General features: G+C 56.9%; 22 protein-coding genes. 7 read left to right on the top strand and 15 right to left on the bottom strand.

All coding sequences use genetic code 11. The features are described 5' to 3' along the window. The first annotated feature begins 113 nt into the window (after positions 1-113). The 5 genes from aprB (at position 114) to qmoC (ending at position 7,764) form a co-directional block, all read left to right on the top strand. Entirely contained in the window at positions 114-545 is a 432-nt protein-coding gene (aprB, locus tag ACHZBS_RS10500) for an adenylyl-sulfate reductase subunit beta (RefSeq protein WP_319406453.1), read from the top strand. A 64-nt stretch (positions 546-609) separates the two neighbouring features. Next, positions 610-2,589, top strand: a complete 1,980-nt coding sequence (gene aprA / locus ACHZBS_RS10495; RefSeq protein ID WP_319406452.1) for an adenylyl-sulfate reductase subunit alpha — start codon at positions 610-612, stop codon at positions 2,587-2,589. A gap of 325 nt (positions 2,590-2,914) precedes the next feature. After that, on the top strand, positions 2,915-4,192 hold the full coding sequence (locus ACHZBS_RS10490; RefSeq protein ID WP_319406451.1) for a CoB--CoM heterodisulfide reductase iron-sulfur subunit A family protein: 1,278 nt from the start codon (positions 2,915-2,917) through the stop codon (positions 4,190-4,192). Positions 4,193-4,203: 11 nt separating this feature from the next. Next, entirely contained in the window at positions 4,204-6,540 is a 2,337-nt protein-coding gene (locus ACHZBS_RS10485) for an FAD-dependent oxidoreductase (RefSeq protein ID WP_319406450.1), read from the top strand. Positions 6,541-6,615: 75 nt separating this feature from the next. Continuing rightward, entirely contained in the window at positions 6,616-7,764 is a 1,149-nt protein-coding gene (gene qmoC / locus ACHZBS_RS10480; protein ID WP_319406449.1) for a quinone-interacting membrane-bound oxidoreductase complex subunit QmoC, read from the top strand. A gap of 135 nt (positions 7,765-7,899) precedes the next feature. Here the strand turns inward: qmoC and rsmG are convergent, their stop codons facing one another. After that, positions 7,900-9,321: a 16S rRNA (guanine(527)-N(7))-methyltransferase RsmG gene (gene rsmG, locus ACHZBS_RS10475; protein ID WP_319406448.1), complete on the bottom strand. Its 1,422-nt coding sequence runs from the start codon at positions 9,319-9,321 to the stop codon at positions 7,900-7,902. A gap of 147 nt (positions 9,322-9,468) precedes the next feature. Between rsmG and ACHZBS_RS10470 the strand changes: the two genes are divergently transcribed. Beyond that, positions 9,469-10,242 carry an RNA pseudouridine synthase gene (locus tag ACHZBS_RS10470; protein ID WP_319406447.1) on the top strand — a complete coding sequence of 258 codons (774 nt, stop codon included), beginning with the start codon at positions 9,469-9,471 and terminating at the stop codon, positions 10,240-10,242. A 14-nt stretch (positions 10,243-10,256) separates the two neighbouring features. Then, positions 10,257-11,411 carry a cysteine desulfurase family protein gene (locus ACHZBS_RS10465; RefSeq protein WP_319406446.1) on the top strand — a complete coding sequence of 385 codons (1,155 nt, stop codon included), beginning with the start codon at positions 10,257-10,259 and terminating at the stop codon, positions 11,409-11,411. Between the two features lie 12 nt (positions 11,412-11,423). Here the strand turns inward: ACHZBS_RS10465 and ACHZBS_RS10460 are convergent, their stop codons facing one another. The 14 genes from ACHZBS_RS10460 to ACHZBS_RS10395 all read right to left on the bottom strand — a co-directional run bounded on the left by ACHZBS_RS10460 (position 11,424) and on the right by ACHZBS_RS10395 (position 23,176). Further along, entirely contained in the window at positions 11,424-12,164 is a 741-nt protein-coding gene (locus ACHZBS_RS10460) for a TIGR03943 family putative permease subunit (RefSeq protein WP_319406445.1), read from the bottom strand. Further along, the gene (locus tag ACHZBS_RS10455; RefSeq protein ID WP_394707981.1) at positions 12,161-12,703 is read right to left on the bottom strand and encodes a permease; all 543 of its coding nucleotides are present in this window, start codon (positions 12,701-12,703) and stop codon (positions 12,161-12,163) included. Before ACHZBS_RS10455 ends, ACHZBS_RS10460 begins: the two co-directional genes overlap by 4 nt. Beyond that, positions 12,676-13,188 carry a permease gene (locus ACHZBS_RS10450; RefSeq protein ID WP_319406443.1) on the bottom strand — a complete coding sequence of 171 codons (513 nt, stop codon included), beginning with the start codon at positions 13,186-13,188 and terminating at the stop codon, positions 12,676-12,678. The genes ACHZBS_RS10455 and ACHZBS_RS10450 overlap by 28 nt, the downstream gene beginning before the upstream one ends. Continuing rightward, entirely contained in the window at positions 13,189-13,617 is a 429-nt protein-coding gene (locus tag ACHZBS_RS10445) for a transcriptional repressor (protein ID WP_319406442.1), read from the bottom strand. Position 13,618: 1 nt separating this feature from the next. Continuing rightward, the gene (locus ACHZBS_RS10440; protein ID WP_319406441.1) at positions 13,619-14,488 is read right to left on the bottom strand and encodes a metal ABC transporter permease; all 870 of its coding nucleotides are present in this window, start codon (positions 14,486-14,488) and stop codon (positions 13,619-13,621) included. A gap of 3 nt (positions 14,489-14,491) precedes the next feature. Further along, entirely contained in the window at positions 14,492-15,298 is an 807-nt protein-coding gene (locus tag ACHZBS_RS10435) for an ABC transporter ATP-binding protein (protein WP_319406440.1), read from the bottom strand. Further along, entirely contained in the window at positions 15,285-16,181 is an 897-nt protein-coding gene (locus ACHZBS_RS10430; protein WP_319406439.1) for a metal ABC transporter solute-binding protein, Zn/Mn family, read from the bottom strand. Before ACHZBS_RS10430 ends, ACHZBS_RS10435 begins: the two co-directional genes overlap by 14 nt. A 159-nt stretch (positions 16,182-16,340) precedes the next feature. Next, a complete protein-coding gene (locus ACHZBS_RS10425) occupies positions 16,341-16,700 on the bottom strand; it encodes an ATP-binding protein (protein WP_319406438.1) in 360 nt (119 codons plus the stop codon). Between the two features lie 24 nt (positions 16,701-16,724). Then, entirely contained in the window at positions 16,725-16,946 is a 222-nt protein-coding gene (locus ACHZBS_RS10420; RefSeq protein ID WP_319406437.1) for a hypothetical protein, read from the bottom strand. Next, the gene (locus ACHZBS_RS10415; RefSeq protein WP_319406436.1) at positions 16,943-17,419 is read right to left on the bottom strand and encodes an ATP-binding protein; all 477 of its coding nucleotides are present in this window, start codon (positions 17,417-17,419) and stop codon (positions 16,943-16,945) included. Before ACHZBS_RS10415 ends, ACHZBS_RS10420 begins: the two co-directional genes overlap by 4 nt. A 471-nt stretch (positions 17,420-17,890) precedes the next feature. Continuing rightward, positions 17,891-18,643 (bottom strand): tetratricopeptide repeat protein, encoded by a 753-nt coding sequence (locus ACHZBS_RS10410; RefSeq protein ID WP_319406435.1) that lies wholly within the window; start codon positions 18,641-18,643, stop codon positions 17,891-17,893. Further along, positions 18,640-20,367 (bottom strand): BatD family protein, encoded by a 1,728-nt coding sequence (locus ACHZBS_RS10405; protein WP_319406434.1) that lies wholly within the window; start codon positions 20,365-20,367, stop codon positions 18,640-18,642. The genes ACHZBS_RS10410 and ACHZBS_RS10405 overlap by 4 nt, the downstream gene beginning before the upstream one ends. After that, positions 20,367-22,181 (bottom strand): VWA domain-containing protein, encoded by a 1,815-nt coding sequence (locus ACHZBS_RS10400; protein ID WP_319406433.1) that lies wholly within the window; start codon positions 22,179-22,181, stop codon positions 20,367-20,369. Before ACHZBS_RS10400 ends, ACHZBS_RS10405 begins: the two co-directional genes overlap by 1 nt. After that, on the bottom strand, positions 22,178-23,176 hold the full coding sequence (locus tag ACHZBS_RS10395) for a VWA domain-containing protein (protein ID WP_319406432.1): 999 nt from the start codon (positions 23,174-23,176) through the stop codon (positions 22,178-22,180). Before ACHZBS_RS10395 ends, ACHZBS_RS10400 begins: the two co-directional genes overlap by 4 nt.

Genomic DNA, 23,176 nt, shown 5'->3' with positions numbered 1-23,176 from the left:
ACCATTCGGACACCTAATCCATGGAAGGGAGGTGCGACGAACAGGAGGGAACGCCTTAGTTTCGGAAGTAGGTTGAGTGAAATCTTTTTAACTAACCGTAGGAGGTATACTAAATGCCAAGTTTTGTAATTCAGGAAAAATGTGACGGCTGCAAGGGCGGCGATAAAACCGCTTGCATGTACATTTGTCCCAATGACCTGATGGTGCTGGATCCCAACGCCATGAAAGCTTACAACCAGGAACCGGATCAGTGCTGGGAGTGCTTTTCCTGCGTAAAAATCTGCCCCACCCAGGCCATCGAAGTGCGCGGTTATGCTGATTTCGTGCCGCTGGGAAGTTCCATTATGCCCATGATGGGTACCGAAGACGTGATGTGGACCTGTAAGTTCAGAAACGGCCTTATCAAACGCTTCAAATTCCCCATCCGGACCACCCCCGAAGGCCAGGCCAATGCCTATGCGAGCCTCAAAGGCAAAGATCTTGAAAGTGGTCTGCTCTCCACCGAAGAAGCTGACGGATACGCCATCCCGACGCCGAAGATCTAATCCAGTCCATTGGTTGCAGGTGATATTTTCATTAAGAATTTGTATTTCTACAGGAGGATAAAATATGGCATTACCGAATAAACCTGTGGGTGAACTCAAGGCCGTGCGGGATCCTGAAGTTGACGAGCGCGAAGTTGACATTCTCATCGTTGGCGGTGGTATGGCTGCCTGCGGTGCCGCATTTGAAGTTAAAAAGTGGCTGAAGGACGGCCAGAAGGTTCTGTTGTGCGACAAGGCCGCCATGGAAAGATCCGGTGCCGTTGCCCAGGGTCTGTCCGCCATCAACACCTACGTTGGCGAAAATGCTCCGGAAGATTATGTTCGCATGGTGCGCAACGACCTGATGGGTCTGGTTCGCGAAGACCTCATCTTCGACCTGGGCTGCCATGTCGACGATTCCGTACACCTGTTTGAAGAGTGGGGCCTGCCCGTCTGGAAGAAAACCGAAGACGGCAAGAACCTGGACGGCAAGAAGGGTCAGAAAATGGGGACCCTGAAGTCCGGCGCCAAACCGGTCCGCACCGGTAAATGGCAGATCATGATCAATGGTGAGTCTTACAAGCGTATCGTTGCCGAAGCTGCCAAGCTGGCTATCGGCGATGACAACATCATCGAGCGCTGCTTCATCGTTGAACTGCTGCTGGACGCCAAAGTGCCCAATCAGATTGCCGGCGCCGTCGGTTTCTCCGTCCGTGAAAACAAAGTCTACATCATCAAATGCAAAACCATGATGGTTGCCTGCGGTGGCGCGGTGAACATTTATCAGCCCCGTTCGGTTGGTGAAGGTAAAGGGCGTGCCTGGTACCCGGTTTGGAACGCCGGTTCCACCTACACCATGTGCATGAAGGTGGGTGCCGAGCTGACCATGATGGAAAACCGTTTCACCCCGGCCCGTTTTAAAGACGGTTACGGCCCGGTCGGTGCATGGTTCCTCCTGTTCAAAGCCAAAACCCTCAACGGTCTGGGCGAGAACTTCGCAGCCAGCGACGCTGCTAAAGCCGAGCTGCAGAAATATGCGCCATATGGCACTGCCGCCATCACCCCGACCTGTCTGCGTAACCACCTGATGCTGTTCGAGATGAAAGAAGGCCGCGGTCCCATCATGATGGATACCGTGACCGCGCTGGCCGAACTGGGCAAAACCATGGACAAGAAAGAACTCAAGCACCTCGAGTCCGAAGCTTGGGAAGACTTCCTCGACATGACCTGTGGCCAGGCCAACCTGTGGTGTGCGCAAGACTGTGAGCCGGAGAAGAAAAACTCAGAAGTCATGCCCACCGAACCTTACCTGCTGGGTTCCCATTCCGGCTGCTGCGGTCTGTGGACTTCCGGCCCGGATCTGGGTTGGGTGCCGGACAGCTACAAGATCAAAGCCACCAACGGCAAGGTCTACAACCGAATGACCACCGTAAACGGTCTGTTTACCTCCGGTGACGGCGTGGGAGGTTCCGGTCACAAATTTTCTTCCGGATCCCATGCCGAAGGCCGTATCGCCGCCAAACAGATGGTGCGCTACGCCACGGATTTCGCTTCTTTCACCCCGACCTTGAAGCAGACCAAAGAAGAGCTGGTCGCGTTGGTCTACAAACCGGTGCGTACCTTCCTGGATCACAAGGACTACACCACCGCCATCGACGTCAACCCCAACTACCTGAAGCCGAACGGCATGATGTATCGCCTGATGAAGGCCACCCATGAGTATGGTGCAGGTACCGCCACCTTCTATCAGACCACCACCGCGTGCCTGAAAATTGTCATGGATCTGCTGGCCACCATGCGCGAAGACTGCGCCAAGATGGCTGCCGGTGACCTGCACGAACTGATGAGATGCTGGGAAATCGAACACCGCATCTGGACGGTGGAAGCCCACCTGCGCCACATTCAGTACCGTAAAGAAACCCGCTACCCGGGTTTCTACTATCAGTCTGACTATCCGGGACAGGATGACGAGAACTGGTTCTGTTTCGTCAACTCCAAGTTCGATCCCGACAAGAAGGAATGGGATGTCTTCAAGAAAGACTACATCAAGATTATCCCGGACTGATGAAATGTCGACGGTTGTTCTAGTCGAATAGCAGCACACCTCCAGGTGCCTTTGCGGCACCTGGAGGTTTTTATTACCGAACGGATGGTTTTTGTTTTCGGGTAGTACCCATCGGGGACAGAGTGCTGTGCTTTACGGCAGGCTGTTCCAGCAACGCGTGTTGCTTTTATTGGAGCCTGAAACCGGCATCTGGAGGCGATCGCCGGATCGGTTTCCAGCTCCCCGTTTCCAGTTTCAATAAACGGGTATTACCCGAAACCAAGGCAGTTTTGGCGCGCATTTTTATTCATGACCTTTTAGAAACGTTGATGCACGGAGGGATAGCATGACAAACGACAAAGCAGCCCCTGCGAGTGGAAGCATTATGGTTGTCGGCGGCGGCATCGCCGGTCTGACCACGGCCATCGAGGCCGCTGAAGTGGGGTATGAGGTGTTTCTGGTCGAAAAGAATCCTTATCTGGGCGGAAGAGTTGCACAGCTGAATCAGTACTTTCCCAAGCTATGCCCTCCGACCTGCGGGTTGGAGATCAACTTCCGGCGGATCAAGGACAACCCGAGAATCAAGGTGTTTACCCTGGCGGAAGTGGAAAAAGTGGCCGGCATGCCCGGTAACTACACGGTCAGCGTGAAAATCAATCCCCGGTACGTAAACGAGAACTGTACCTGCTGCGGTGCCTGTGCCGAGGTCTGCCAGACCGAAGTCTCCGATGAATATAACCTCGGCATGTGCAAAACCAAGGGGGCCTATCTGCCCTTCGAAATGGCCTTTCCGGCCAAATTCGTCATTTCGCCGCAGATCGTCGGCACCGATGACGCGGCCAAGGTCAAGGAAGCCTGTAAATACGATGCGGTAGATCTGGAGATGCAGGCCAAGACCGTCGATCTGCCGGTGGGCGCGATTGTCTGGGCCACCGGTTGGGAACCTTACGACGCCCATCGGATCGACAACCTGGGCTTCGGTCAGTACGACAACATCGTCACCAACATGATGCTGGAACGCCTGGCCGCCAAATCCGGTCCTACCCAAGGCAAGATCCTCCGTCCGTCCGATGACAAGCCCCCGGCCAGCGTGGCTTTCGTCCAGTGCGCCGGCTCACGTGATGAAAATCATCTGCCCTACTGCTCCTACATCTGCTGCATGGCATCCCTGAAACACGCTACTTACATTCGGGAGCAGTATCCGGACACCAAGGTGTATATCTTTTACATCGATATCCGCTCGCCCGGCGACCGGTATGAAAAGTTCTACAACAAGATCAAAGAAGATGCGAACGTCATCCTGATCAAGGGGAAAGTCGCCGAAGTCAGCGAAGATCCGACCACCAAGAATATCACCGTGGTTGCCGAAAATGCGGTCAGCGGGGAAAAGATTCACCAGACGGTGGAGATGGCTGTTTTGGCAACGGGAATGCAGCCCACTGCGGCCAACACGAAACTGCCTGCCGATCTGAAGTTCAATGATGATGGATTCATCATCAACGACTTTGAAAAGGGCGGCATGTTTGGCGCCGGCTGCGCCACCAAACCGGCAGACGTGATCTCATCCAACCAGAATGCGACCGGCATGGCCCTGAAAGCCATTCAAACCCTGGTGAAAAGGTAGGAGGTAACCCGATGGATAAAAAGTATGGCGTATATATCTGCGAAGGTTGTGGCATCGGGGAATCCCTCGATGTGAAGGCCCTGTGCGGGGTCCCGGAAGAGGAAGGCGTGCCAGTTAAAACCCATCCTTTTCTTTGTGGCAAGGACGGGGTCGAGGTTTTGAAGAAAGATATTGCCGACGGTACCAACGCCCTGGTCATTGCGGCTTGTTCCCGCCGGGTAAACTTTGATATCTTCCGCTTTGACGGCTGTATCGTGGACCGGGTCAACCTGCGTGAAGGCGTGGTCTGGTCTCACCCGCGCAGCGAGTTTCCCGCCTTGACCGAAGAAGAAAAGGAAGACGAGGACAACTTCGACCGCGTTCAGATGATGGCCGAAGACTACATTAAGATGGGCATGATTCGCGTAGAGAAGATCAAGCTGCCGGAGCCATACCTGGTGGAGAACCTTTCCAGGAAGATTCTGGTCCTGGGTGGCGGTATCACCGGTATGTCCGCGGCAATCGACGCGGCCAAGACCGGCTTCGATGTCACCATTGTCGAAAAAACCGCATCTTTGGGCGGCTATGCGGCCAAGGTGAGAAAACAGATTCCGGTATCCGCGCCCTACGATGCGCTGATTCCCCCGGTGGTGGCGGCCAAGATCGCGGAAGTGGAAGCCCTTCCCAACATCACCGTTAAAACCGAGACCGAGGTTGCCCGGATTGCCGGTCAGCCCGGCGAGTTCACCGTTACCCTTAAAAAGCCCGGGGAGAAGATCCCCTTCGATGTTCCCTTTCCGCTGCCAGATGAAATGAAGTTGGACGAAAGCGGCAAGGAACTGGACGCTGAGAAGCAGCATGAGGCCTACCTGGCTTACAACGAGGGCAAAAATGACATCCTGCAGCTTGATCCCGACGGAGAACTGTTCGGCGCCGTTATCCTGGCTGCCGGATGGCGTCCAGACAAACTAGAAGGTGACCAATATTCCCATCTGGGATATGGTGAACTGCCCGATGTGATTACCAACCATCAGTTCGAACAGATCGCCAAGGCCGGCAAGATCGTACGTCCTTCGGACGGGAAAGCCGCCAAATCCGTGGTTTTCGTTCAGAGTCCGGGCAAGGACGAATCCGACAGCGACTTCGCTTATGCCGGCGCGGTCACCAGCATGGTTTCGCTGAAACAGGCCAAGTACGTCCGGGAAGACTACGATGACGGCAAGGCCTTTATTTTCTACCAGCACATGCGTACACCTGGGTTTTCCGAACTGTTCTACAAGGGACTGCAGCAGGATCCCGGCATCTTCATGACCAAGGGCGCCGTGATGGGCGTGGCCAAGAACGGCGACGGCATGATCGTGGACGCCGAAAATACTTTGCTGGGCGAGAAGCTCCAGGTGAAAGCGGACCTGGTGGTATTGGGTGCCGGCATGGTTCCCGTAACCAAGGACGACCCGGTAATCAACCTGGCCTACCGCCAGGGTCCGGGTTTTCGCGATATCGGCCTGTTCAACGGTTATGTCGATTCCAACTTCATCTGCTTCCCCTATGAAACCCAGCGGACCGGCATTTATGCGGCCGGTGCGATCCGCCGCTCCATGACCATGGAAGAGGCGATAGAAGATGCCTCCGGTGCGGCGCTCAAGGCCATCCAGTGTCTGGAGTCGGTCAACCGCGGTGTGAGTGTGCATCCCCGTTCCGGCGATATGACTTTCCCGGACTTCTTCTTCCAGCGTTGTACCCAATGCAAGCGTTGCACCGAAGAGTGCCCTTTCGGAGCCCTTGACGACGATGAAAAGGGCACACCCAAGCCCAATCCCACCCGCTGCCGTCGCTGCGGTACCTGCATGGGTGCCTGCCCCGAACGTATCATTGGCTTTGCCGACTACAACATCGACAGCATCGGTTCCATGGTCAAGGCCGTGGGCGTGCCGTCCGAGGACGATTACAGCGAACCGCCGTATCGCATCCTGGGTCTGGTCTGCGAAAACGACGCCTACCCGGCATTGGATATGGCCGGTCTCAACCGGCTATCCTACTCGGCGGACGTCCGCCTCATCCCGATCCGTTGTCTGGGGTCCATGAACGTGATCTGGATCAAGGATGCCTTGTCCCAGGGCATGGACGGCGTCTTTCTGCTGGGTTGCAAACACGGTGACGACTACCAGTGCCACTTTGTGAAAGGCTCAGAACTGGCCGAGATCCGCATGAAAAAGATCGGCGACGCCCTGGCCAGCCTAGCGCTGGAAAACGAGCGGGTGGCCCAGTTTGAAGTGGCCATCGACGACTACGACAAGATCCCGCAGATCATCAACGATTTCGTGGAATCCATCGAAGCACTGGGTCCGAACCCGTTCAAGGGCTTCTAATTATTTTTTGATACGATGGAAAGGCGGTGACCGCCGCCTTTCCCACCCATTTTTTGCCAAGTGAGGAGGTTACCAATGGCGGATTCATATCTGGTCGAACCTGATGTGGGTTTTATTAAGGAAGTGGGCAGGCTGGGAGGCGCCGATGTCAAAAAGTGCTTCCAATGCGCAACTTGCGCTGTGGCCTGCCCCATCTCCCCGGATACCAAGCCATTTCCCAGAAAGGAAATGATTGCTGCATCCTGGGGGTTGAAGGACCGGTTGATCGGCAACGGCGACGTCTGGCTGTGCCACAACTGTGGCGACTGCTCTACCCTGTGCCCCCGCGGCGCACAGCCCGGTGACGTGCTGGCGGCGGTACGCGCGGCCACGGTCATCGAGTATGCCACGCCCAAGGCCCTGGCCAGAATGGTCAGCGATCCCACGAAACTGCCCATCCTGCTGGCCATTCCTGCCATAATTTTTCTGGTGGTGGGGCTGCTGCTGAAGATGGTGGGCGTAAACTGGCTGAACTTTGCCCCCACCGGCGACCACCTGTGGCAGGCGGATTACATCGGCAACTACCTGGTGGACATCATCATGATCCCCACCTTTTTCGGTGCCGTGGCTGTCTTTGCCCTGGGCCTGAAACGCTTTTTGACCGACATGCATGCCAATGCCGTTAAGGAAGGGAAGACCGACAAGGAGAAGATCGAACCTGCCGGCTTTATCCAGGCCTTGATCAAAACGGTGCCCACGATCCTGAAGCACCAGAAATTCAACGAGTGCGGTGAAAACCGGGATCGGTCGACGGCGCACATGATGGTGCTTTTCAGCTTCATCGGCCTGTTCATCGTTACCAACTGCTTTTTCGCCGCCGAGTGGATTTTCCACATCGAAGGGCCTTACAGCCAGATCAACCCGGTCAAATGGCTGGGGAACATCAGCGGTATCGCCCTGGTTGTCGGCGGCATCCTGCTCCTGAAAAACCGCCTGGGCAAAAAGGATCAGATTTCCAGTTACTGGGACTGGTACCTGGTGGGCCTGGTGCTCTGCCTGGGTGCAACCGGTATGCTGACCCAGATGCTGCGTCTGGGAGGAATGTACAGCCTGTCGGCCGTCGTCTATTTTCTGCACCTGATGTTCATCTGGAGCCTGTTCGCCTACACCCCGTTTTCCAAACTGGCCCACATTGTCTACCGCACGACAGCCATGGCCTATCAGGAGTACAGCGGACGCAAGTAAGCCGAGCCGCCGCATGCTACAGGAATAACAAAGGGGAGCGCAATGCTCCCCTTTGTTATTTGACGTCCATGCGCAAAGGTCATCTGTGAGCTATGAAAAACACCGTTGTTTGAGAAAACAGACTGTTTTTTGAGCCTACCGACCGGCACTGGCCCGGCGCCATTCATAGAGGGCGATGGCGGTGGCCACTGCCGCATTCAGTGATTCCACACCGGGAGCCATGGGGATGGCCACGGTTTCCGCCTGCCAACGGGAAGGCAATCCGGGGCCTTCCATACCGGTAAGCAGGCAGAAGGATGTGGGAAACCGCGTTTGGGCCAGCGGTTGGCCCGATGAGGAAAGGGCGATTACCGGCAGGTTTGGGGGGATTTCCGACAAAGACGGGCCTTGGAACAGCCTGGCGGAAAATACGGTCCCGGCCGAGGCGCGTACTGCCTTGGGGTGGAACGGATTGGCGCTTTCGGCAAGCAGAATGATCCGATCCACGTCGAATGCCACGGCAGAGCGAATGACGGCACCCACATTTTCCGGGTCTTGAAACGGAACCAGAAGGCTGCAGCCGGTAAGCGGGCCGTTTTCAGGATGCCAGGGTTCGGGGGCAGGAATATCGAAAAGAACGATGGGATGTTTGGTTCCGAACGTGTCCAGAGACTGAAACAGGTCCGGTGCCAGTTGAACCCACTCCAGATCGGAGGGGGCCTCGGATGGCGGCGGTTGGCGGTTGCCGCTGGTGATCCAGGCCCGGCAGCGCTTCGGGGATCGTTCCATTGCCTCGGCCACCAGGGTGGCGCCGCACACCAGGGTATTTCCCTGCTTCTTGACCCCGCGGCCGCCCAGGAGCTTTTTAAGATCCTTGAAAATCGCGTTGCTTTCGCTTTCGATGATCTTTATGCGGTGTTTTTCCATAATTTGAGGCGTGACCCTGGCAGGGGCCGGCCGGGTTTTTCGTCGAAAAACCACCAGGCGGCGTCGATGCGGGGTGTGAGGGATCTGGTAGGGAATGTCCTCGGCCAGTTCATATGCCGACGCAAACATTTTCGCGGCTTTTTCGATTTCTTCGTCGCACCGCGGCCCTTTCATGAAGATGACCATGCCGTCCTGCACCAGACAACCGACAATACGCGCCAAGGTGTCGGCGATGGGTTCGACGGCCCGGGTGATCACACCGGCCACGGGTCGTTCGTAGTCCGGGGCAATTCCCCGTTCGACCACATCCAGACCGGCAAGGCTCAGCACGGAGACGGCCGTTTTCAAAAAGTCGCTGCGGTGCTGCCGGCTTTCGGCCAGCAAGATATGAAGGTCCGGCCGAAAAATTTTAAGCGGGATGCCGGGCATGCCGGGACCGGTGCCCAGGTCCAGCAGCGGTGAAGGCAGTGGAGCATGCAGGGCCGGCAGGATGGAATCGGCGTAGAGCTTGACGACCATATTTTCAAAATTGCGGATCCGGGTGAGGTTCAATTCCGCATCGTGTCGCCGCAGCAGCTGATGGTAAGCCCACAGCTGTTTGAGCTGGGAAGCAGCCAGGTTGATGCCGCAGCGCTGCAGCAGCGCATCCATCTGCTCAGGCCTGGGGGGCTTTTTCCGACCACGATCCCCCGCGGTTTGAGAAGGCCTTGAACCTGCTGTATTCACATGCTACTCCTTGTGGCTGAGAATTCTCGAAGCCTTATCGTAACATTAAAATTCGATTATCGGATAGAAACAATGCTCGCCAACCCCGCCGAAACCGAAGGCCTTCCGTTCTTTGACTCCCGTTGGCCGGTCATTTACGAGGACAACCATCTGCTGGCGGTTTATAAACCATCGGGACTGCTGGTGCAAGGGGATCGTACCGGCGACGTCTGCCTGCTGGACCTGGGAAAACAATGGCTCAAGGACCGCTACCACAAACCGGGCAAGGTGTTTCTGGCCATGGTTCACCGGCTGGACCGCCCGGTGGCCGGAGTGGTCCTGTTTGCCCGCACATCCAAGGCAGCGGCTCGTCTGTCCAGACAATTCCGTGAACGGTCGGTCGAAAAGCATTACCTGGCCGTGGTCAGCGGGGCGGTTTCCGGGGAAGCCAGCCTGATCGATCACATCGAGCGTCGGGATTGCCTGAGCCGTGTGGTCCCGACGTCCACGGACCGCAGCCAGGAGGCTCGGCTGCGCTATGCCGTCCTCGGCAGGGACTCAGGAAAAAGTCTGTTGAAAATTTCCCTGGAAACCGGCCGGCGCCACCAGATCCGCATTCAGCTGGCCCACATGGGGCACCCGATCCTGGGCGACCTGCGCTACGGTGCTGGGCCACCGCTCCCCGACCGGCAGATCGCCCTGCTGGCCCACGAGTTGGTGGTGGACCATCCCACCCAGGGAGACCGTTTGGTGTGTCGCAGCCCGATCCCTCAACAATGGCCCTGGCCGGTTGACGATTCAGCGGACAGTCTCCGTCCTCCCTGGGATTGGCGGGCTTTTGAGTCGACACTCATTGACTTCAAATGACGAAGGAAATTTGCATGGATACCAGGATTCACCCCATCTATTTGGACTACAACGGCACCACTCCCCATGACCCGGAAGTGATTGCGGCCATGCGGCCATTCCTGGAAACTGAATTCGGCAACCCTTCCAGCTCGCATTGGTTCGGTATCCGGCCCAAACGAGCCGTCGAGACCGCTCGGCGGCAGGTGGCCGGTCTGCTGGGCTGCCTGCCGGAAGAGGTATTCTTTACTTCCGGAGGCACTGAATCGAACAACCACGCCATCAAGGGCATGGCCCGAACCCTTAAGGAAAAAGGCCGCCACCTGATTACCAGCACCGTAGAGCACCCAGCGGTGCTGGAGGTCTGCCGATACCTGGAAAAAGAAGGCTTTGAGACCACGTTTGTCGATGTCGATGCCACCGGCATGGTCGGTGTCGACGATGTAGCCGCCGCCATCCGGTCGGACACCATCCTGATTTCGATTATGCATGCCAATAACGAGGTTGGAACCATTCAGCCCATTACCGAAATCGCCAAACTGGCCCGACAACAAGGGATCTGCATTCACACCGATGCGGCGCAGAGCCTCGGCAAGATTGCCGTTGAGGTTGAATCGATGAACGTGGACATGCTTTCGGTGGCCGGGCATAAACTATACGCCCCCAAGGGCATCGGTGCGCTTTACGTGAGAAAGGGGCTGCGGCCCGAAAAATTCTGCCACGGGGCGGGCCAGGAGATGGGCTGGCGGGCAGGAACCGAAAACGTGCTGGAGATCGTGGGATTGGGAAAGGCCTGCGAGATGGCCGATCGCCATCTCGATTATGCCGGTCGCCACTTGAAGGCCATGCGGGACCGGCTGTACTCGGGCCTGGCGGATGGCCTGGCGGATATGCACCTGAACGGCCATCTTGAAAAGCGACTGCCCAACACCCTGAGCCTCTCTTTCAAGGGATTGGAGGCCAACCGGATTCTGGAAGAGATCGGACTGGAGGTGGCCGCTTCGGCCGGCGCTGCCTGCCATTCCGACACCGTGACCCTGTCCCATGTCCTGGAAGCCATGCGGGTGCCGCTGGAATGGGCCAAGGGCACCGTGCGTTTTTCCACGGGGCGGACGACCACCCCAGAAGAGATCGATCGGGCTGTCGATGTCGTGATCAAGGCGGTGCAACGGCTCAGGAAGCAATATTGACAGCGATCCAAGTTAAAAGAACAGATACTGCTCACCCGGTGGCGGGGCCGGTTTTTTTACGATGGTGTCGGCCCTGATCACCGGTACATCGGTGCCGTTGAAATTGACAATCCGGACGGTCCCATCCACGCGAATCCAGTTTTCGTCAGCAAAGGCCGCCACGCCCGCATTCTCCACAAATACCCATACCGGCATGGCGTCTGCCGCACAGCAGAAGATGGCGAACCGGAAAAGGGTCAGGTAGTTTTCCGGCATGATGTCGGGGCGGTAGACCAGCCCTTCGGTGATTACCCGCCGGCCGTCAATCTGTTTCATCTTGCGGGCGATATCCAGAAGGGACATGGCGGGCGTCGGGTTCGCTTCGCCGATGGTTCCGTTTCCGCTTTCCAGCAGACGGGTCAGGGTGTTTTGCTCCGTACCCGTAAACTTCCTTGTCAGCGTATGCGATCCCATTCCCTGATTGACAGCGGTGGCCAGGAAAAGCAACGGCGCCATGATTACGAGTGCCTGCCCGGTTGTCATCGCCAATGGCCAGCCGGTATTATGCCGCTTCGGGCCGAACAGGATCACAAGAATAAATGCCGTCAGCAGAACGGTCCCACCTGCTAAAAAAAGTCGGAATCGTGGGTGAAGGAAAGCCGTGTCCTTCCCTGTCAGCAACAACCCGCACAGCGCAGCCAGCCAGGCAAGAAATAGAAGCACATCGAGGTAGCGGCAGACAGACAGCGTTCCCTTTTTAACGATTCGTATCATCTGACCATCCATGAGCCGGCCATCATGCATACAAAAACGATGATGAAGGTCGACACTGACATGACCAGAATCAGCTGTTTTCGAAAAATCCGGAAATACATGGCAATCAGTTTCAGGTCAAGCATGGGTCCCAGAACCATGAAGGCCATCTGGGCGGTAAGGGGCAGTGTGGTGCGAAAAGACGCGGCCACGAATGCATCGGCCTCACTGCACAGGCTCAAGAGCAGCGCCAGGATCATCATGGCCAGAACAGAAAAGGGAAGCGACCCGAACCAGACCGCCAGATCACCCCGGGCCACCAGTGTCTGCAGTGCTCCGGCCACGAAGGCACCGAAAACCAGAAACCGGCCGATATCGATAAAATCCGATGCCCCGTGCCGCAGTGCCCGGGAAACTTTAGCTGAAACCGGAAGAGATGCATCCGCTTCCCCAGATTCGTCCATCGGCAATTCGGCCAGTGCTCTTTTCCGTGAGAAGAATCGATCGATCAGCAACCCCATTGCCACCGCAATCAGATATCCGGATGCCAGCCGGCCCACACGGCCATGGCCAGGTCGTTGCCATAGGCAACGGCGGTGGACAGGGCCACCAGGGGATTGACGATGGGCCCGCCCAACAGAAAAGCAATGCCGGCACCTAAAGGCAGGCCCTTGCTGAAAAGCCGGCGGACCACCGGCACAATGGCGCATTCACAAACCGGAAAAACCAGGCCGAGGCCGGCTGCCAGAAGGATGGCCGGCAGGATTCCGGCCGGAATGATGCGCGTGATCAGTGTTTTGGAAACGAAAACCTCGATGAATCCGCCGATCAATGCGCCCAGCAGCATGAATGGCAGCGCTTCCAGAAAAATGGAAACAAAGGTGATGCTCAGGGTATCGAACCAGGGGGTGCGGCGGAAAAAAAAGACCAGGCAGAGGAGCGCGGCAAGAAATGCAAGCTGAGCGAGCAGGTACACTTGGGCAGCCGGTGTGTCCTGTCGGGTGGGGTGAGGATGGTTCGGATCTGCTAAGACGCGGGAATTCATTTATTTCATGCAATTCTTGCAGATGCCGTCCACGCGGACTTCCAGTTTGTCGATGCGGCCCGGGAAGGTTTTCCACAAGGTATCGCTGTCCACATTCAGGCTGTCCGGTGTCAAACAATCCATCCGGCCGCAGCGCTTGCAGTAGAAATGGGGATGGGGATGGTGGTGCGCATTGGGTGCCATGCCGTAGTAAAAGGCACGGCCGCCGGTGCTGATTCGATCCACCAGCCCGTGCTCAACCAGTAGATCCAGAATGCGGTAGATCGTCACCCGGTTGATCCTGCAGGTTCGTTCAATGGTTTTGAAAATGTCGGCAGCGGAGAGCGGGTAGCTGTTGTTGCCGATGACTTCGAGAACACGCAGCCGGTTGTCGGTCGCATCCAGATGCGCGCCGCTCAGCAGCCGTTCATAATTGCATTGATTGCACATGTCAGCTCCTCTGCAGGTCCACAGGAATGTTTACTTCATTGATTCTGGATGGTTCGGGCCTTTTCCGTTTGGGGATCAATTGCTCAACCAGCAGGTTCAGGAAGAAAAAGAGGCCGGCCACCATGATGATGGCTGCCCCCGAGGTAAGGTTGAAGGCGTAGGAAATCCACAGCCCCGCAACCGTAAAGACAACGCCCAGGACACTGGACCCGATCATCATCTGCAGCAACGACCGGGCATGCTTTTCCATGATAAAGGGGGGAATGGTAAGCAGGGCGATCACCAGGATCAGTCCCACCACCTGGATGACCATCACCACGGTGACCGCCAGCATGCCGATGAGCAGAAAGTACAGGGCGGTCACCGGTACTCCTCGGATGCGTGCAAACTCTTCATCGTAAGAGAGGGCCAGCAGGTCTTTATAATAGACCGCCACCAGGAGTACGATGAGGAGCCCCATGGTCACCATGAGCCATAGATCGGTGTCCGGTACCGTGAGGATACTGCCGAATAAATAACTCATCAGATCCACGTTGTAGCCGGGGCTCAGGTCAATCAGGATGATTCCGCAGGCCATGCCCAGTGCCCAGATGACGCCGATGATCGTGTCGGCCCGGTGCCGGGCTCTCAGGGTGACGGCGGCCATGATCGTGGCCGCACCCAGGGAAAAACCCAGGGTGCCCGCCAAGTAAGGCCAGCCGAAGTAAAAGGCCAGGCCGATGCCGCCGTAGGCCGCGTGGGCGATACCTCCGGAGAGGAAAACGATGCGGTTGACCACCACCAGGGTGCCCATGATGCCGCAGATCACGCTGGCCAGCAGGCCGGCGGCCAGGGCATTGCGCATGAACTCGAATTGCAGGGCGTCAATCATCAATCACTCCTTGTGGTGCTGCAGCACCCGGTGCGGCAGGTGGCCGTGGGCTACCAGCTCCACGGGACAAACATCTTCGACGGTGCACGGGTACATGGCTTCCAGCATATCCCCGGTAATTTCGGCCTGTTGATGATAGTGCAGCCGTCGGTTAACGCAGGCCACGGATTTGACGTAGGTGGAAATTACCAGCAGATCGTGGCTGACCACCACGATGGTCACTTCCCTATTGAGTCGCTTGAGTAGCTGATAGAAATCCGTCTGCCCCTTGGAATCGATGCTCGCCGTGGGTTCGTCCAGCAGGAGAAGCCGGGGATGCGTCACCAGGGCGCGGGCGATGAACACGCGTTGGCGCTGGCCGCCGGACAACTCGCCGATGCGGCGGTGCGCATAGCCGGCCATATCGATCCGCTCCAGGGCTTCCAATGCGTCCCTTCGGTCCCGCGCATTGTTACTAGACCATCTTTTTCCCGGGGCCAGCTTTCCCATGAGCACCACATCGAGGGCCGTAATGGGGAAACGCTGGTTGATGTGAACATCCTGGGGCACATAGCCGATGTGATGGGAGACATGCATGGCCGGTTCGCCCATGACCCGGATCCGGCCCCGCGCGGGCTTGAGCAGTCCCAGCATGAGCCTGAGCAGGGTAGTCTTGCCGCCGCCATTGGGACCGATCATGGCGATGAAATCCCCCTCCAGAACCTCCAGGTTCACGTCTTCGAGCACACGCTGCCCGTTGTAGGCAAAATCGAGGTGCTGGATCTGAATGATGGGCTCGCCCATGGCCTGAGTGCGATCATTTGAAGGCATCTTTAAATTCCTCAGCGGCCTGATGTAAATTCGTCGCCCAGTCCCGGGCCAGCGGATCCACGGCGACCACCCGGCCGCCGATTGCCTTGGCTATCTGTTGGGCGCTTTTTGCGGAGAATTGGGGTTGTACGAAAACCACTTTGATGTGGCTCGTTCGGGCGTTTTCGATCAATTGTTTCAGCTGTGCCGGTTTGGGGCTTTTGCCTTCGACTTCGATGGGCACCTGTTCCAGCCCGTACGTGTGGGCAAAGGTGCCCCATGAGGGATGAAATACCATGAATGGCGAGCCTTTTAAACTGTCGAAGGTCGCTCTCAGGTAGGCGTCCAGATCCACGAGTTCAAGGATAAATGAGCGGTAATTGGCTTCGTAGGCCGAACGATGCACCGGGTCAACTGCCTGCAGGGCGGCGAGGATCGATCTGGCCTGGAGCATCACCATGGGCGGGGAGAGCCAGATGTGGGGATCCAGGCTGCCATGGGGGTCTTTTTTTTCTCCTGGATGGTTGTCCCCGCCATGGCTGCTGTGGGCATCCATGGGCAGCTTCATGATGCCATGATCGGTGCGAACCACTTGCATATGGGGGTTGATGGCGGTTAATTTTTCCAATTTAGCGGTTTCAAACTCGATGCCGATGGCAAAGTAAAGCACCGCCCTGGACAGGGCTGCCATCTGCTGCGGTTTAGGCTCGTAGGTATGGGGGTCGGCTCCCGGCTCAACCATCACCTGTACCTCGACCCGGTCCTTGCCAATTTGTTGCACGAAATAGGCCTGGGGGGCGATGCTGACGAAAACGGGAATCGGATCCGTCGCCCATGCAGTTGAAATGGAGAAGGAACATATTGTTAAAATGAATAATATGGATCGCTTCAATACAGCCATCATTGATCTCCTATGATAAGGTATGGTTCCAATACTGTCCGATGCCTATCAATGCAAATCTATTGCATGGGATGGCGGTTGGCAAGGTGGGAATGAAAAAAACTCTGTGAATTTTTCAGCCTGGTTTCGAAAAGGAGAGAGAAGGCTTAATCCCGCGTCCACTCATCGGATAAAGGAAACGATAAACAAGTTACCGATTTTTCGGAAATCCACGTCTGGCGAGTATTTCAGGATCAACGGCATGCCGCGGCCCCAGGCCTCCACCATTTCGATGCGTCGGAACAAATCGGCGATCAAGGGGTTGCGGCGCTGGGGGACATTGCCTTTGCGCAGGTCCGCGATGGTCAGGTTGCCGAACAGGGTGCCGGGGTTTCGGATTTCCACCCGGTCCTTGAAGATGGCCGATTGGATGTAGTCCGGATCGTAGTAGTCCCGGTGACAGAAGGCGTTGATGATCGCCTCGCGTAGCGCTTCGACAGCGATCTCCGGTACGTTGACGCGGCGCAATCCCTCGACCCGCATGCCGATATGGATGTTTTTGAGGATCTATTTCTGGGCCTCTTCAATCAGTTCGAGAATGTCGCCGTCAAAGTCATGGCGATCAATAAGGGTAGAACTTTCGGTGCTCAAAAAGACCGCGCATCGAAGTTGAAGCGGTTTATTGCCGAAAAAAAGCCGGGCCGGATTGAGCAATTGGTCTGCATTGATCAATCCCAGTTTGGCCAGGGCATTTTGTGGTGTATCCCAGGAGAGCTTGGCTCGTTTCACGAAGTGCTTGATTTTGGCCGGGGCCACAGGTCGGCCAGGGAGAATTTTCCGGGCTGATTGTCCCAACGTAGCGATTCCCGGTTTTGGACGGTGATGAGCCCTTTCAATTGTTTGACGCTGAGCTGGCGGTCTTCGTCCGCCACCCTCATGAAAGCGCGTCCATAGGCAAAATAAGGGGTATCATTACCTCTGAACTCGATTTTGATGCAGCGTTTGCCTGCGATGGACACCTTTGAAATTTTTGGGGAAATCTTGGGTTCGATATGGGACGCAATGGATTGGGAGAGGTCACGCAGGGTTTTTTCGTTGACGTCGATGCCGGCGATGGCGCCGTCGTTGCGCACCCCGAACCAGAGGGTTTCGGCCTGGTGCTTGTTCAGTATGGCCGCAATGGAAATAAGTCCCTGTTTGAGTTCGGCTAGGCTTTTTTTAAGTTCTACGGTTTCTCCCTCAGTGAGCGGCTGTTTAGCCATCCCAGTCTCCTGTCGTAAGTTTACAGTTCAATAACTCAGCTCCCCGCCAAGTTCTTATGGATTTCTGTCTCCAGCTGTGAGCTATAGTCGAACTGCAACTATAGGTGGCAAACACGTGGTTGAGAAAAATCAGGTCGAGGACCACCTGCAGCTGTAGGCTGCCGCACCCACCTTGACACGCAGTTTGTCCTCCGCCGTCGATAGATTTTTTTCGAGATTGCTGGCAGCAGACCCGGTCCAACAAAATCTCTTTGCCTACGTAATGAAAATATCCGCATGACGCCAACTATCAAATGATGTCGTTATTGATTGGGTCGTAATTTTGGAGGCTATTGAAAATTATTGAAAAAATACAATGAGAATCCAGCTTTGTGCAAGGTATTTTCGAGAACTTATTTGCCCTCACCCCAGATCTTTCACCAGAGGCGTTTGGGTGGTGTGAAATCGCAACTCAGATTAAATTTGAATCAATCAGATAATGCCGGCCTCTGATTTTTTTAACCAGCCGATTTTGTCTTCTGTGTATCGGACCAGCAGATGGGTGTCGGTTTCACGCTCGACGCGGACTTTGGTGCCGGCGTGAAGGACGAAAAGCTGGGTGGCGCTTTCGGTGAAACCGGAACGCACGGCGACTTTTTCGGGAAGAATCACCGCCTGGCGGATTCGCGCTGTCTCGACATAGTTGAAAGCGGCCGTGGCGCTGAAGACCACGGAGGCGGCGGCGACCAAAAGCACGGAGGGGCGCAGGAGGCGTTTTTTCCGGATAACCAAAACCGACAGGGCAATCCACAGGGCCGCATTGAGGAGAATGGCGATCCAGCGGACCGTTGAAGGACTCAACTGGTATTTCCAGAAAAAGAGGATCCGCAGCAGCGGCGATTCCCTTTCTCCGCGTTCATCCTTGGTGAGGGTCAGGGCATAGTTGTAGTTGAACCGCAGATCCGGGTCGTCGGGAATGCGCTTCAGGGCCCGCTCGTACCACAGCAGGGCGCGTCCCAGGTCATCGTTTTTCAAATAGGCGTTGCCCAGGTTGTAGAAAAGCTTGCCGTTGTCCGTTCCGGCGTCGGCCAGGCTTTCAAAAGCGGCGATGGCCGCCGGCCAATTTCCGTTGCGGTAGGCTTCGGTCCCGTCCATGAAGGTGCGGGCGCTTTGCGTTGCCGTAGCCGAGGCGGCAAGCGTCAGGAGCAGCCAGAGAATTGCGGCTGTCAGGGAAAAGCGTTTCATCGGGTCAGCCTCCGCACCGCCTGCCGGGTCCGGTCCAGCAGGCCGGCCCGCTTTTCTTCGTCGAGCCTGCCGCCGGAGTAGTTGAAGCTTTCGATTTCCTCCAACAGTCGCGCAGTGGCGGCGGCATCATCCCCATTCCACCCGATTTCCAGCAGCTGATCATTGGCCTCCGACCAGGTGAGGGATGTACCCAGGACGTTTTGTTTGCCAAGGATGGCCGATACCAGTGCCCGGTAGAGGGCCGAGAGAAAGTCGGCATCCGTGGTGCCGGCGGTGGCAGCGGTTTTGATGGCCTGTCTGGTCCGATCAGCCATGACCCGGCCGGGTGAGTCATCCTGTTGGGTCATCCGCACGATGGTTCGGGTAAATATAAAGCCCAGCACCGGGATGATCAAAAATAGGCCGAACCACAGGGGGGGCATGTACCGCTGGGGCGTTAATGTCTCCAGGCCCTCTTTCAGCGGGAGGATATCCCGACCGGTAAACTCGACCCGTTTTTTTAGCGAAGGGGTCTGCGCGGAGGAAGCCCGGAACACATCGATGTCGGTCGCTGCGGTTTCGGATGGCGAAACCGTGACGTCAAAAGCCGATGTTGAGATATCTCGGTATTGTCCGGATTCCACGTCGAAATAAGTCAACACGACCGGATCGATGCGGTATTGACCCGGCTTCACGGGGACCAGGGCCGTACGGAAAATTTTGTCTCCAGAATAGCCTTGCGGACCCGGTTGAATCTGCTCTTCGGGATGATCGGCATAGGCCTTGAATTCGGCCGGCGCGGGAATCGTCGGTTCCGGGGCATCCATGATGTTGCCGGCGCCGCTGATGGTGACGGCCAGTGTAGTGGAGTCGCCCACCTGCATGGCCGTCTTGTCCAGGCTGGAGGAAATCTCAAACCGGCCCACCAGGCCGGAAAACGATGTTCCCTGAGGCCTTGAAGGAAGGTCCTTTACCTGGACCTCAATAGGATCGGTTTTCAAGACGCGGGTGGTCATTTCGCTGCGCCCGAAAAAGGCGTCCATGCCGGCGAAGGGACGCGGCCGGCGACTGCGTTGGACCAGACCTACCTGAAGCACGGCCGGTTCAATCTCCAGGGCTCCGGTTTTTACGGGCACCAGGATGAAAACCACCTCCGTCACAATGAATTCCCGTCCGTTGATTACCGTTCGATAGGATTTTCGGTTCTCCAGTTCCTCGGCATTGAACCCGTTGAATTCAGGGGCCTGGAATTTGGCGTCGGCCACCTGGACGGCGTTGAAAAGCCTGAAGGTATAAACTATCTGTTGACCGATCCACGGTGCCGGCTCCGAAACCTCGGCAGTCACATACACATCGCGCTGGCCGCTGTCAGCCGACGGTTCCTCGGAAATCGTGACGCGAATGGGCGTCGTATAGTGAACCTTGCCGTCGATGGTCACGGGGATGGCCGGAATGGTAAGATTGCCGGCCTTGAGGGGAATCAGCACATAATTGTATATCAGTTGGCGAGAGGTGCGGCCGTTGATCATCTGAAAACTGCTGGTGGAACCGCGGGAGACGGTTTTGAAGTCCGTCAGGCCGGACAGGTCGGCCTCGCCGTCACCCCCTTCAATGGTGACCTGCAGACTGATCGACTCTCCCACGGTGGCCTGGTTGCGGTCCACCACGGCACGCACGGTGGCCGCATCAGCGGTGACGACAGTCGCCAAAAACATCCATAGGGTTATGGTGAGCGTCCTTGCCATTACCAATCCTTTTCCACCCGTTGCCGACCGGTGGCAGGCATCAAAGCGCGTCCCGGCTGATCCTGCAAGCGATTAAGCATCCGTTCGGCCTGCCCGGGATCGCCGGTCTGCTCTCCTGGCCGGGTCGATTGGGAGGGGGCGGCAGCCTGTTGATCGTCTTTTGGCGCATTGGGCTGAGGGGTGCCTTCCCGATCCGCTTGTTGCTCCTGATCCATATCATTGCCGGATTCGGCCTGCTTTTGGTCCTGCTGCCCATCCGAGAGATTATCCTGGGCCTGATTTTCCTGCTGTTTTTGTTTATCCTGTTCTCCCTCGGGTGGAGATGGTTGTTGCTGACCCTGTTTGTCCTGGTTTTTCGCCTGGTCTTTCTTGTCCTGCTTTTTGTCATCCGACGGTTGCTGCTTCTGCTGCTGTTCCAGCGCCTTTTTGACGAATTCCATATTCTCTTTGGTCAGCCGGTCGTCCGGATCCAGGACCAAAGCCGCTTTGTAGCGGTCGATAGCCGCCTTGGCATTGCCACGCCGGAATTCGGCGTTGCCGAGATTGTACAGTGCTTTTTCTTTTAGCGCCTTGTCGTCGGACTCCAGCACTTTTTGGTAATGCTCCACGGCGGCGTCATAATTACCGGTTTTATAGAAGGCATCGGCTACATTGTAAAGGGATTCGGGCTTGTCCGGTGCGTTGAGCTGGGCATCGGTGAAGTGTTTGAGGGCCTTCTCGTAATCGCCTTTCTCATATGCCTGAATGCCCTGGCTGGTGTCGTTGGCCCGGGCTGGAAGCGCCGGCATTACCAGCGTGGCCGCCAGCAGCATCGGGATGAGGGTTTTACGGGTCACGGGCAGCATCAGCTCGGCCAGCAGGCATACCAAAGCCAGGGCCAGGGGCCACTGGAAGCGGTCCTCCCATACCTGCTTACGTCCCGACGTGACGGTTTCCGCATCCATGGTGCGGCGGATCTCGTCCGTGTAAATGGTATCCAGGTCCATATCGCCGGCCACGGAGCGAACATAGGTCCCGCCCGTGATCACGGCCATCTTTTTAAGGGTTTTCTCGTCCAGCCGGGAAAGCACGATCTGGCCGGACCGGTCTTTCTTGAAACCGCCGGCCGCTTCCGGGATGGGAACGCCATCGCTGCCGCCCACCCCGATGCAGAAAAGCTTGATTTTTTTCTCCTTCAATTGCTCGGCCGCTTTCAAGGGGTCGCCGCTGCCGGTATTCTCGCCGTCGGTGATGAGAATCACGGCCTTATCCGCGGCGCTCTTGGGATCGAAGGCGCTCGTGGCCGTCGTCAAGGCGCCGGTGATATCGGTACCGCCCACCGGGAGGTAGTCCGGCGAAAGGGCATTGAGAAAAAGATTGAAGGCATCGTAGTCCAGGGTCAGCGGGCACTGCAAGAAGGCAGTGCCGGCAAAGGCCACCAGACCTGCACGATCCCCCTGAAGCATGCCCAGCAGATCGAACACCTCCCGCTTGGCGCGCTCAAGCCGGGAGGGCTGAATGTCCGTGGCGGTCATGGAGCGGGAACAGTCCAGGGCGATGATGATGTCCACGCCGTGCTGGCGGATCTCCTGCCAGCGAAACCCGTATTTGGGGCCGGCCAGGGCCATGGTGGCAAACAGCACGGCCGCCGCCAGCAGGGACCCCTTGATCCAGCGGCGGCGGCTGACCGTTTCCGGGGCGATGGCCGCCAAGCCGTGATCGGAAGAAAAACGTCGCAGAATTTCTCCCCGCCGTCGCATGCCGTATACAATCACCAGGATAAGCAGCGGTACGGACCAGATGAAAAACAACATTTGGGTTCGAAAAAAGCTCATGGGACGACCAGATACCTCGTGTTACGCAAAATTACGTAAATGGGCAAAAGCAGAATGGCCGGAATCAACAGCCAGGGATACATCTCGCTGTAGTCGGCGAACAGGTCCACCTTGACCTCGGTCTTCTCCAGTTTGTCGATGGTGTCATAGATCTTTTGCAGGCCTTCCAGGTTTTCGGCCCGGAAAAAGAGCCCGCCGGTCTCGTCGGCAATCTCCTTGAGCGTATCCTCGTCGATGTTGACCCGCTGGTAGACGTAGCGTTCGCCAAACAGAGGGTCGTTGACCAGAAACGGGGCCTTGCCCCGGGTGCCCACACCGATGGTGTATACTTTCACCCCTTTTTGCGTGGCGATCTCCCCGGCCGCTTCCGGTGAGAGCTCACCGGCGTTGCTTTGACCATCGGTGAGAAGAATGATGATGTTGGACTCGCTTTTGATGTCGGCCAGGCGTTTTAGCGATATCCCCATGGCGTCGCCGATGGCGGTACGTTCACCGGCGGCTCCGATCTTCAGTCGGTCCAGCATGCTGACGATGGTGTTGTAATCCCGGGTCAGGGGTAATTGGGTGTAGGCATGGGTTCCGAAAACCACCATGCCGATGCGGTCGCCGTTACGGTTGGCCACGAAATTCTGGACTACGCCCTTGACCGCCTCGAGGCGGTTGACCACGCGGCCCTCTTTCTTGAAATCAAGGGCCGCCATGCTTTCGGAAAGGTCCAGAGCCAGCACGATGTTGATTCCCTCGGTCTTCACCTCGGTACGCTCGGTGCCCCACTGGGGGCGGGCCATAGCCACGATCATCAGCATCAGGGCCGCGTATTTTATGACCGGCACGAGGGGTTGCAGCCGCAAGACCGTTGACGCCGGTACGCCGGCAACCGGAAAAAGGGCGCTGCTGGCCATGGTCGGTGGCCGGTGCCGCCACCGGCGATACCAGACGAGCAGCGGCAAAAGCAGCAGGAGCAGGAAAAACCAGGGTGAGGCGAATCGCAGCAT

Origin of the sequence: uncultured Desulfosarcina sp. (assembly GCF_963664155.2) — a bacterium.
Taxonomy (GTDB): domain Bacteria; phylum Desulfobacterota; class Desulfobacteria; order Desulfobacterales; family Desulfosarcinaceae; genus Desulfosarcina.
Note: the sequence above shows the minus strand (reverse complement) of the source record. Positions and strands in the feature narration are given on the sequence as shown.

What these genes read in the sequence shown, in the direction of transcription:
- aprB (WP_319406453.1), top strand. Translation starts at nt 114, where the DNA reads ATGCCAAGTTTTGTAATTCAGGAAAAATGTGACGGCTGCAAGGGCGGC.
- aprA (WP_319406452.1), top strand. Translation starts at nt 610, where the DNA reads ATGGCATTACCGAATAAACCTGTGGGTGAACTCAAGGCCGTGCGGGAT.
- ACHZBS_RS10490 (WP_319406451.1), top strand. Translation starts at nt 2,915, where the DNA reads ATGACAAACGACAAAGCAGCCCCTGCGAGTGGAAGCATTATGGTTGTC.
- ACHZBS_RS10485 (WP_319406450.1), top strand. Translation starts at nt 4,204, where the DNA reads ATGGATAAAAAGTATGGCGTATATATCTGCGAAGGTTGTGGCATCGGG.
- qmoC (WP_319406449.1), top strand. Translation starts at nt 6,616, where the DNA reads ATGGCGGATTCATATCTGGTCGAACCTGATGTGGGTTTTATTAAGGAA.
- rsmG (WP_319406448.1), bottom strand. Translation starts at nt 9,321, where the DNA reads ATGGATGCGCTGCTGCAGCGCTGCGGCATCAACCTGGCTGCTTCCCAG.
- ACHZBS_RS10470 (WP_319406447.1), top strand. Translation starts at nt 9,469, where the DNA reads ATGCTCGCCAACCCCGCCGAAACCGAAGGCCTTCCGTTCTTTGACTCC.
- ACHZBS_RS10465 (WP_319406446.1), top strand. Translation starts at nt 10,257, where the DNA reads ATGGATACCAGGATTCACCCCATCTATTTGGACTACAACGGCACCACT.
- ACHZBS_RS10460 (WP_319406445.1), bottom strand. Translation starts at nt 12,164, where the DNA reads ATGATACGAATCGTTAAAAAGGGAACGCTGTCTGTCTGCCGCTACCTC.
- ACHZBS_RS10450 (WP_319406443.1), bottom strand. Translation starts at nt 13,188, where the DNA reads ATGAATTCCCGCGTCTTAGCAGATCCGAACCATCCTCACCCCACCCGA.
- ACHZBS_RS10445 (WP_319406442.1), bottom strand. Translation starts at nt 13,617, where the DNA reads ATGTGCAATCAATGCAATTATGAACGGCTGCTGAGCGGCGCGCATCTG.
- ACHZBS_RS10440 (WP_319406441.1), bottom strand. Translation starts at nt 14,488, where the DNA reads ATGATTGACGCCCTGCAATTCGAGTTCATGCGCAATGCCCTGGCCGCC.
- ACHZBS_RS10435 (WP_319406440.1), bottom strand. Translation starts at nt 15,298, where the DNA reads ATGCCTTCAAATGATCGCACTCAGGCCATGGGCGAGCCCATCATTCAG.
- ACHZBS_RS10430 (WP_319406439.1), bottom strand. Translation starts at nt 16,181, where the DNA reads ATGATGGCTGTATTGAAGCGATCCATATTATTCATTTTAACAATATGT.
- ACHZBS_RS10425 (WP_319406438.1), bottom strand. Translation starts at nt 16,700, where the DNA reads ATGCGGGTCGAGGGATTGCGCCGCGTCAACGTACCGGAGATCGCTGTC.
- ACHZBS_RS10415 (WP_319406436.1), bottom strand. Translation starts at nt 17,419, where the DNA reads ATGGCTAAACAGCCGCTCACTGAGGGAGAAACCGTAGAACTTAAAAAA.
- ACHZBS_RS10410 (WP_319406435.1), bottom strand. Translation starts at nt 18,643, where the DNA reads ATGAAACGCTTTTCCCTGACAGCCGCAATTCTCTGGCTGCTCCTGACG.
- ACHZBS_RS10405 (WP_319406434.1), bottom strand. Translation starts at nt 20,367, where the DNA reads ATGGCAAGGACGCTCACCATAACCCTATGGATGTTTTTGGCGACTGTC.
- ACHZBS_RS10400 (WP_319406433.1), bottom strand. Translation starts at nt 22,181, where the DNA reads ATGAGCTTTTTTCGAACCCAAATGTTGTTTTTCATCTGGTCCGTACCG.
- ACHZBS_RS10395 (WP_319406432.1), bottom strand. Translation starts at nt 23,176, where the DNA reads ATGCTGCGATTCGCCTCACCCTGGTTTTTCCTGCTCCTGCTGCTTTTG.